This window comes from Allonocardiopsis opalescens (genome assembly GCF_003002095.1).
Lineage (GTDB): Bacteria > Actinomycetota > Actinomycetes > Streptosporangiales > Streptosporangiaceae > Allonocardiopsis > Allonocardiopsis opalescens.
In genome coordinates this window covers 63,090-71,917 of record NZ_PVZC01000011.1, presented here as the reverse complement: position 1 = coordinate 71,917, position 8,828 = coordinate 63,090, and the positions used below count along the sequence as shown (strand labels likewise).

Genomic DNA, 8,828 nt, shown 5'->3' with positions numbered 1-8,828 from the left:
TGAGAACCAGAGGGCTGACGGCCCCATGACGGCCCCAGAGACCCTTGTCGCAGCAACGGAGCAGGTATAGCGTGGAAACACTCCAAACGATCCTGATCTGGATCGCGAACAACATCTTCGGCCAGGTCGCCATCCTGATCGGCCTGATCACGCTGGTCGGCCTGCTGCTGCAGCGCAAACCGGTGGAGGACGTCGTGGGCGGCGCGCTGCGCAGCGCGCTGGGCATCGTCATCCTCTTCATCGGCATCGACATCTTCGCCGGCGGCCTGACCGCCTTCCAGACCATCGTGTCCAGCGCCGTCGGCCTGGAGGCGCCGCAGTCGACCAACACGCTCGACGGCTTCCTGGGCACGCACGGCGGCACGGTGGCGCTGATCATCACGCTCGGCTTCGTGCTGCACCTGGCACTGGTCGCGGTCTTCTCCTCGGCCCGCTACGTGTACCTGACCGGCCACCTGATGTTCTGGATCAGCGTGGTGATCACGGCTTCCCTGGTGGAGGCCTTCGGGGACCTGCCGCAGTACGTCCTGGTGCCCGCCGGCTCGGTGCTGATCGCCTGCTACTGGACGCTGCAGCCGCTGTGGATGCGCCCGTTCATGAAGCGGGTGACCGGCCGCGACGACTTCGGCTTCGGCCACACCACCTCGACGCTGGCGCTGCTCACCGCCGTGGTGGCCCGCCCCTTCGGCGACCCCGACAAGCACAGCACCGAGAAGCTGAAGCTGCCCCGGGCGCTGTCCTTCTTCAAGGACGTCAACGTCAGCACCGCGCTGGTCATCACGGTGATCCTGCTGGTCGCGATGGCCTTCGCCGACAGCGCCGTGATCACCGAGCAGGCCGCGCTCACCGATCCCGCGCTCAACCCGTGGATCTGGGGGGTGCTCTCGGGCCTGCGCTTCGCCGCCGGCATCGCGATCCTGCTCTACGGCGTGCGGATGTTCCTGGCCGAGATCGTGCCCGCCTTCAAGGGCATCAGCGACAAGCTGGTCCCCGGCACCAAGCCCGCCCTGGACATCCCCACCGTCTTCCCCTTCGCGCCCACCTCGGTGATGGTCGGCTTCGTGACCAGCACGATCACCTTCCTGATCCTGCTCGGAGTCTTCGCCGGAGCCGGCTGGTTCACCCTGGTGCCGCCGATGATCATGCTCTTCTTCGGCGGCGGCGCCGGCGGTGTGTTCGGCAACGCGGTGGCCGGCTGGCGCGGCGCGGTGATCGGCGGCGCCCTCAACGGGATCATCCTCGCCTTCGGCCAGTGGATCAGCTGGGGCCTGCTCAGCGACACCGCCCCCGAACTGGCCACCCTGGCCGACCCGGACTGGTTCGTGATCAGCTGGCTGCTGCTGCTCTTCGGCGGCCTCGGCAGCGTCTGGGTGCCCGTCGCGGTGGTGGCCGCGGTCACGGTGGCGGTCCTGGTGCTGCTGACCCGCCGCGAGCACGCGCGGGCCAGGGCCGAGTCGTCGGCCGCCCCGGCCGGCGAGCCCTCGAACGAGACTGGGAGAAGCGATGCCACGGAGTGAACCGCTGCAGGTGCTGGCGGTGTGCGGAGTCGGGATGGGCTCGAGCCTGATCCTGAAGATGACCGCCGAGGACGCGCTGCGCGATCTCGGTGTCGCCGCCAGAGTGGAGAACACCGACATCTCCAGCGCGCGGAGCATGAGCCCCGACGTGATCGTCGGCCAGGGCATGCACACCGACGAACTGGCCGGGCTGGCGCCCGTCGTCGTCGCGGTGACCAACTTCCTGGACAAGGAGGGCCTGGCCGCGCAGCTGCGCGAGCGGCTGGCCGAGCACGACTGGCTCTAGCCGGCCCGGCGGCCGCGCCGACCCCCCGGTTGACGCGGCCGCCACCGGACAGCATCCTGGAGTGCGGTATAGACCGGCCTATACCAGTATCGGCGGAACCGGGCGGCCGGACCGTCCGCCGCCGGTGCCCCCGCCGACCCGCACAGGAGCTGACCGATGGCCGACGCCGCGCCCGACCCCGTGTCCGAGCCCACCCCCGGCCCCACCCCTGATCCCGCGGCCGACCCCGCGCGCGCCTACGGCGCCCGGGTGATGGAGCTGCTGGAGCGGGTCGGCCGGGAGAACGACGCGGCCCTGGAGGAGGCGGCCGGGCTGCTGGTCGACCGGCTGGCCCGGCGCGGCGGCCTGCTGTACGCGGCCGGCGCCGGCCACTCGCTCATCCCGGTGAACGACGCCTTCTACCGGGCCGGCGGGCTGGCCGCCGTCCGCCCGCTCTACCACCCCGAGCTGTATCCGCTGCACGGCGCGCTGCCCAGCACCCGGGCCGAGCGGCGCAGCGGCCTGGCCGCCGAGGTGCTGGACGCGGCCGGGATCACCGGCGCGGACGTGCTGATGATCTTCTCCACCTCCGGCGCCAACCCCTATCCGGTGGAGCTGGCCGCGCTCGGCCGCGAGCGCGGCGTGCCGGTGGTGGCGGTGACCTCGCGGGCCGCGAGCGCCGCCGCCCCGGCGCGGGCCGGGGCGGCCCTGGGCCGGCTGGTGGACCAGGCCGACATCGTGCTGGACACCCTCATCCGGCCGGGCGACGCCGGCTACCCGCCCGAGGCGCCGGTCACCGGCGCGCTGTCGACGCTGGCCAACGGGTACCTGTGGACGCTGCTGCTGGTGCGGGTCTACGACCGGGCGGTGGCCGCCGGCCTGGAGCTGCCGCTGTGGCGCTCGGCGAACGTGCCGGGCGGGGACGCGGCCAATGCCGCGCTCTTCGCCGCCTACGCGCCGAGGGTGCCGGAACTGGGCGCGGACGGCTGAGAAGCGGCCCCGGGCTCGCCGGGGCCGGGAACGGGCGGGGGGACGGGGGTCAGTTGAGCTGGCTGGTCTCCTCGGCCTCGGCGGGCAGGACGCGGTGGGCGTCCACGGCGGTGACGGCCTCGGCAACGGTGTCGTGCACCGCGACGTGCTTGTCGAGGCCGATCAGCCGGATCACCTTGGCCACCTGCGCCTGGGGTCCGGCGAGCGCCAGATGGCCGCTCTGCTCCTTGCACTCCTTGTGGACCTCGATGAGCACGTTCAGTCCGCTTGAGTCCATGAACCGCACCCGGGTGAGGTCCAGCACCAGCCACGGGCCGTGCTCGCGCATCGTCGCCGACACGCTCCGCCGCAGGTCGGCGGCGGTGGCGATGTCCACCTCCCCCACCACCTGAACGGTGGCGGTGCCACCGTGGGCCTGGGTGGCCAGCCCCAATTTCTGCACGATCGCCCCTCCTCGACCAACCCCGCAGTTTCCGGCTGTTCTCCCCGTACTTGTACCAGTGTCGTGCAGATCTGACTACTGCGCGTTACTCGCGCGTGAAAACCCTGACGGGCCCGTTCTCCGGGGGTTCCGCGTGCCGGCCGCTCGGGGCCCCTTACCAAAGTACGACCTTTCTCCGCCCGGGCGCACCCGGACACTTCGATGGTACGCGAAAATCTTCGAACATGTGTTCGGTTGGGCCGTCGATACGGCATGGAATGCCCGTCACAGTGGGCATTCCGCGAGGACAGGGGGCGGGCGCGCGGCGGCGTCAGCGCTCGAAGAAGGCGGTGAGGATGCGCTCGGCGCCCAGGGTGGGCGTCAGCTCGCCCTCGCGGACGGCGCGCTCCACCTCCCGCACGGTCTCCCGCATGCCGGGGTCGCCGCGCAGCCGGGCGTCCAGCCGGTCGCGGACCATGGACCAGGTCCAGTCCACCTGCTGGCCGCGGCGCTTGGCGGCCAGTTCGCCGGCGCCGGCCAGCGCGCGGTGGTGCGCCTCCACCTGCTCCCAGACCGCGTCGAGTCCGTCGTCGGTGAGGCCGCTGCAGGTCAGCACCGGGGTGGTCCAGGTCTCGCCGGGGGAGCGCAGCAGCCGCAGCGCGCGGGCCAGCTCGCGGGCGGCGGCGCGGGCGTCCTGCTCGTGCGGGCCGTCGGCCTTGTTCACCGCGACCACGTCGGCCAGTTCGAGCACGCCCTTCTTGATGCCCTGCAGCTGGTCGCCGGTGCGGGCCAGCGCCAGCACCACGAAGCAGTCGACCATCCGCGCCACGGCCGTCTCCGACTGCCCGACGCCGACCGTCTCCACCAGCACCACGTCGTAGCCGGCCGCCTCCACCAGCACGATCGTCTCGCGGGTGGCCCTGGCCACGCCGCCGAGCGTGCCGGAGCTGGGCGAGGGGCGGATGAAGGCGGCCGGATCGGCGGCCAGCCGCGCCATCCGGGTCTTGTCGCCCAGGATCGAGCCGCCGGTGCGGCTGGAGGAGGGGTCCACCGCCAGCACGGCCACCCGGTGCCCGGCGCCGGTCAGCCGGCTGCCGAGGGTGTCGATGAAGGTGGACTTGCCGACGCCGGGCACCCCGGTGACGCCCACCCGGTGCGCGCCGCCCGCGTGCGGGGCGAGCGCGAGCAGCAGCCGCTGGGCCGCCTCTCGGTGGTCGGGGCGGACCGACTCCACCAGGGTGATGGCCCGAGCCAGCACGGAGCGGTCGCCGGCGCGCACGCCCGCGGCGTAGGCGTCGGCGTCCAGGGTGCGGCGCGCCATGGCCGGGCCGTCAGCCGCCCTCGGCCGCGGGGTGGCCGAGCTCGGCGGCGAGGCGGTCCACCAGCTCCCCGGCGGCCTCGGCGATCACCGTGCCCGGCGGGAAGATCGCGGCGGTGCCGGCCGCGCGCAGCTCGGCGTGGTCGCCCGGCGGGATGACGCCGCCGACCACGATCAGGATGTCGTCCCGCCCGGCCTCGGCCAGCGCGTCGCGCAGCGCGGGCACCAGGGTGAGATGGCCGGCGGCCAGCGAGGAGACGCCGACGACGTGCACGTCGGCCTCCACCGCCTGGCGGGCCACCTCCTCGGGCGTCTGGAACAGCGGGCCGACGTCGACGTCGAAGCCGAGGTCGGCGAAGGCGGTGGCGATCACCTTCTGGCCGCGGTCGTGGCCGTCCTGCCCCATCTTGGCCACCAGCAGCCGGGGGCGGCGCCCCTCGGCCTCGGCGAAGGCGTCGACCCGCGCGCGGACCGCCTCGATGGCGGCCGCGCCGCCGGCCTCGTCCCGGTACACCCCGGAGATGGTACGGATCTGGCCGGAGTGGCGCCCGAAGACCCGCTCCACGGCGGCGGAGATCTCGCCGACCGTGGCCTTGGCGCGGGCCGCGCCGATGGCGGCGGCCAGCAGGTTGCCGTCGAGGCCGTCGGGGCCGGAGCCGGCGCCGCCCCGGGCGGCCGCCTCCGCGGCGCCGGTCAGCGCGCGCAGCGCGTCGTCGAGGGCGCCGGGGTCGCGCTCCTCGCGCAGCCGGCGCAGCTTCTCCAGCTGGCCGGCGCGGACCGCGCGGTTGTCGACCTTGAGCACCTCGATCGGCTCCTCGGCGTCGGGGCGGTACTTGTTCACCCCGATGACGGGCTGGCGGCCGGAGTCGATGCGCGCCTGGGTGCGGGCGGCCGCCTCCTCGATGCGCAGCTTGGGGATGCCGGCGTCGATCGCGGCGGCCATGCCGCCGGCCGCCTCGACCTCGCCGATGTGGCCCCAGGCGCGGCGGGCGAGGTCGTGGGTGAGCCGTTCGAGGTAGTGGCTGCCGCCCCAGGGGTCGATCACCCGGGTGGTGCCGGACTCCAGCTGGAGCACCAGCTGGGTGTTGCGGGCGATGCGGGCGGAGAAGTCGGTGGGCAGGGCCAGCGCCTCGTCGAGGGCGTTGGTGTGCAGCGACTGGGTGTGGCCCTGGGTGGCGGCCATCGCCTCCACGCAGGTGCGCACCACGTTGTTGAACACGTCCTGGGCGGTCAGCGACCAGCCGGAGGTCTGGCAGTGGGTGCGCAGCGAGAGCGAGCGGGGGTTCTCGGCGCCGAAGCCGCGGACGAGGCGGGCCCACAGCAGCCGGGCGGCGCGGAGCTTGGCGACCTCCATGAAGAAGTTCATGCCGATGCCCCAGAAGAAGGACAGCCGGGGCGCGAAGGCGTCGACGTCCATCCCGGCGGCCAGCCCGGCCCGGATGTACTCGGCGCCGTCGGCCAGGGTGTAGGCCAGCTCCAGGTCCGCGGTGGCCCCCGCCTCCTGCATGTGGTAGCCGGAGATGGAGATGGAGTTGAAACGGGGCATCCGCCGCGAGGTGTAGGCGAAGATGTCGGAGATGATCCGCATCGAGGGCCGCGGCGGGTAGATGTAGGTGTTGCGGACCATGAACTCCTTGAGGATGTCGTTCTGGATCGTCCCCGACAGCCGCTCGGGCGGCACCCCCTGCTCCTCGGCGGCCACCACGTACAGCGCCAGCACCGGCAGCACGGCGCCGTTCATGGTCATCGACACGCTCATCCGGTCCAGCGGGATGCCGTCGAAGAGCTGCCGCATGTCGTAGATGGAGTCGATGGCCACCCCGGCCATGCCCACGTCGCCGGCCACCCGGGGGTGGTCGGAGTCGTAGCCGCGGTGGGTGGCCAGGTCGAAGGCGATCGACAGGCCCTTCTGCCCGGCGGCGAGGTTGCGGCGGTAGAAGGCGTTGGACTCCTCGGCGGTGGAGAAGCCGGCGTACTGCCGGATCGTCCACGGCTGGGTGGTGTACATGGTGGGGTAGGGCCCGCGCAGGTAGGGGGCGATGCCGGGGTAGCCGCCGGGGAAGTCCAGGCCCTCGGTGTCGGCGGCGGTGTACAGCGGCCGCACGCCGATGCCCTCGGGCGTCTCCCACTCCAGCGCGTCGGGGCCCTTGCCGGTGGCGGCGCGCAGCGCCGCGGCCCACTCCTCGGGGCCGGGGGCGGGCCCGCCGTCCGCGCCGCCGTCCAGCGGGATCTCGGAGAAGTCGGGGATCGGGCCGCTCATGCGGTCTCCACCTCCTGCCAGATCCGGTGCAGCGCCGCGAGGGCGTCGCAGCCGGGGAAGACGTGGCCGTCGGGGCCGCCGTCGCCGGGGCGCTCCGGTGGCGGCACCGCCGCCAGCACCAGGCGGGCGCCGGCCGCCCTGAGCCCGGCGGCCACCTCGGCGGTCTGCTCGGCGAGCCGGTCGTCGTCGCCGCACAGGCAGGCGACGGCCTCGCCGCGGTAGGCGGCCAGCACCTCGGCGGGGGTCCGGGTGGCGCCGGCCCGGGTGGCGGCGAGGCCGCCGGCGGCGAGCAGCCCGGCGGCGTAGTCGGCCCGCGCGCCGTGGGCGGCGACCGGGCCGAGGGTGGCCAGGAAGACGGCGGGGCGGGCGCCGGTGGCGGCGAGGCGGCGGTCGGAGCGCTCGCGCAGCTCCTCGAAGGGGGCGGCCGGGCGGTACCGGGGCAGCGCCCGGGCGGGGTCGCGGGGCGCGTCGGCGGGGGCGCGGGCGGGCCGGCGCACCGGGCGCTCGTCCAGGTCGGGGTAGTCGCCGACGCCGACGAGCCGTTCGCGGCCGTGCGCGACGTCCTCGGCGCGGCGGCGCCGGTCGGCCGCGAGTTCGCCGCCGACCATGCCGGAGTCCAGGGCGGCGGCCAGGCCGCCGGCCCGTTCGACGCGCTGGAACCAGGCCCAGGCGGCGCGGGCCAGCTCGGCGGTGAGCGCTTCGAGGTACCAGGAGCCGCCGGCCGGGTCGATGACGCGGCCCAGGTGGGACTCCTCCAGCAGCAGGGTCTGGGTGTTGCGGGCGATGCGTCGGGCGAAGGCGTCGGAGTCGCCGAGGGCGGTGTCGAAGGGGAGCACGGTGACCGCGTCGGCGCCGGCGGTGCCGGCGGCGAAGGCGGCGACGGTGGTGCGCAGCAGGTTGGTCCAGGGGTCGCGGGCGGCCATCATGGCCGCCGAGGTGACGGCGTGCTGGCGCTGCGCGGCGGCGGGCGCGCCGCAGGCGGCGGTGGCGCGGGCCCACAGCAGCCGCGCGGCGCGCAGCTTGGCCATGGTGAGGAACTGGTCGGCGGTGGCGGCGTAGCGGAACTCCAGCTGCCCGGCGGCGGCCTGGACGCTCAGGCCCGCGCCGGTCAGCGCGCGCAGGTAGCCGACTCCGGCGGCCAGGGCGGCGCCCAGCTCCTTGGCCTCGCTCGCGCCGGCGTCGTGGTAGGGCAGCGCGTCGACGGTGAGGGCGCGCAGCCGGGGGTGGTGCGCGTGCGCGCGGCGGGCGAGTTCGGCGGCGGCGTCCATGTCGCCGGGGACGCCGGTGCGGGCGCGCAGGCCGAGCGGGTCGGCGCCCAGGCCGCCGGCCACCTCGCCGTCGGGCAGGCCCTGGCGGCGGCAGAGCGCCAGGTAGGCGTCGGCGGCCTCGGCGAAGCGGTGGCCGGCGTCGAGGTGGACGGGGGCGAGGTCGAGCAGCACGCCGTCGAGGGCGTCGCCGAGCCGGTCGGCGCCGAAGGCGCCGTGGGCGGGGCCGACCCGCAGCCACAGCGCGGTGGCGCCGTTCTCCAGGTCGGCCAGGACGGCGGCGCGGGCGGCGCCGGTCTCGGCGTGGTCGTGCAGCTGGCGGACCTCCCAGCCCTGCGCGGCCGCGCCCTCTGGCCGGCCGCCGCGCAGGTAGGGGGCGAGGCCGGGGACGCCGGGGCCGGGGCCGGCGGAGACGTCGCCGGCGGTGTAGAGGGGCCGCAGCGCGATGCCGTCGCGGGTGCGGTGGGTGAGCAGTTCCTCGACGGCGGAGGAGGGTTCGTCGGGCACCTGGGTGCCGGAGCGGCGCAGCGCGGCGGCGGCCAGGGCGCGCCAGCGCTCGCGGGTGGCCGGCGGGAAGCCCTCGGCCAGGGGTGTGTCGGGAAGGTGCTCGGCCACACCGCTGATGCTACGGAACCGGGCGGCGCCGCGCGCGCTCGGGCGCGGCCCCGGGCCCCCTGTCCGCCCCCTGTCCGGCCGGGACCGGTCCGGGTGCGGCCACCGCCGCCGTGTCGGGCGCCGGGCGGGGCGGGGTGCGGCTACGGTCGTGTCCGGTCCGGCGTGTCCGGCTGGACG

Annotated in this window: 7 protein-coding genes; 3 read left to right on the top strand and 4 right to left on the bottom strand. The window is 75.1% G+C overall.

Annotated features, from left to right (window positions below):
• Positions 1-71 precede the first annotated feature (71 nt).
• The 3 genes from CLV72_RS29655 to CLV72_RS29645 all read left to right on the top strand — a co-directional run bounded on the left by CLV72_RS29655 (position 72) and on the right by CLV72_RS29645 (position 2,772).
• Positions 72-1,517, top strand: a complete 1,446-nt coding sequence (locus CLV72_RS29655; RefSeq protein ID WP_106253202.1) for a PTS ascorbate transporter subunit IIC — start codon at positions 72-74, stop codon at positions 1,515-1,517.
• Positions 1,504-1,803 (top strand): PTS sugar transporter subunit IIB, encoded by a 300-nt coding sequence (locus tag CLV72_RS29650; RefSeq protein WP_106253200.1) that lies wholly within the window; start codon positions 1,504-1,506, stop codon positions 1,801-1,803. Before CLV72_RS29655 ends, CLV72_RS29650 begins: the two co-directional genes overlap by 14 nt.
• A 156-nt stretch (positions 1,804-1,959) precedes the next feature.
• Complete coding sequence (locus CLV72_RS29645) at positions 1,960-2,772, top strand: sugar isomerase domain-containing protein (RefSeq protein WP_106253197.1); 813 nt, start codon at positions 1,960-1,962, stop codon at positions 2,770-2,772.
• A gap of 49 nt (positions 2,773-2,821) precedes the next feature.
• On the opposite strand, the gene CLV72_RS29640 is transcribed toward CLV72_RS29645, so the two are convergent.
• From CLV72_RS29640 to CLV72_RS29625, 4 genes are all read right to left on the bottom strand, one after another.
• Entirely contained in the window at positions 2,822-3,214 is a 393-nt protein-coding gene (locus CLV72_RS29640) for an STAS domain-containing protein (RefSeq protein ID WP_106253194.1), read from the bottom strand.
• Between the two features lie 310 nt (positions 3,215-3,524).
• Positions 3,525-4,514, bottom strand: coding sequence for a methylmalonyl Co-A mutase-associated GTPase MeaB (gene meaB, locus CLV72_RS29635; protein WP_106253191.1), 990 nt, complete (start codon positions 4,512-4,514; stop codon positions 3,525-3,527).
• 10 nt (positions 4,515-4,524) lie between these two features.
• Positions 4,525-6,771, bottom strand: coding sequence for a methylmalonyl-CoA mutase (scpA, locus tag CLV72_RS29630; protein ID WP_106253189.1), 2,247 nt, complete (start codon positions 6,769-6,771; stop codon positions 4,525-4,527).
• The gene (locus CLV72_RS29625) at positions 6,768-8,651 is read right to left on the bottom strand and encodes a methylmalonyl-CoA mutase family protein (RefSeq protein ID WP_106253186.1); all 1,884 of its coding nucleotides are present in this window, start codon (positions 8,649-8,651) and stop codon (positions 6,768-6,770) included. Before CLV72_RS29625 ends, scpA begins: the two co-directional genes overlap by 4 nt.
• Positions 8,652-8,828 lie beyond the last annotated feature (177 nt).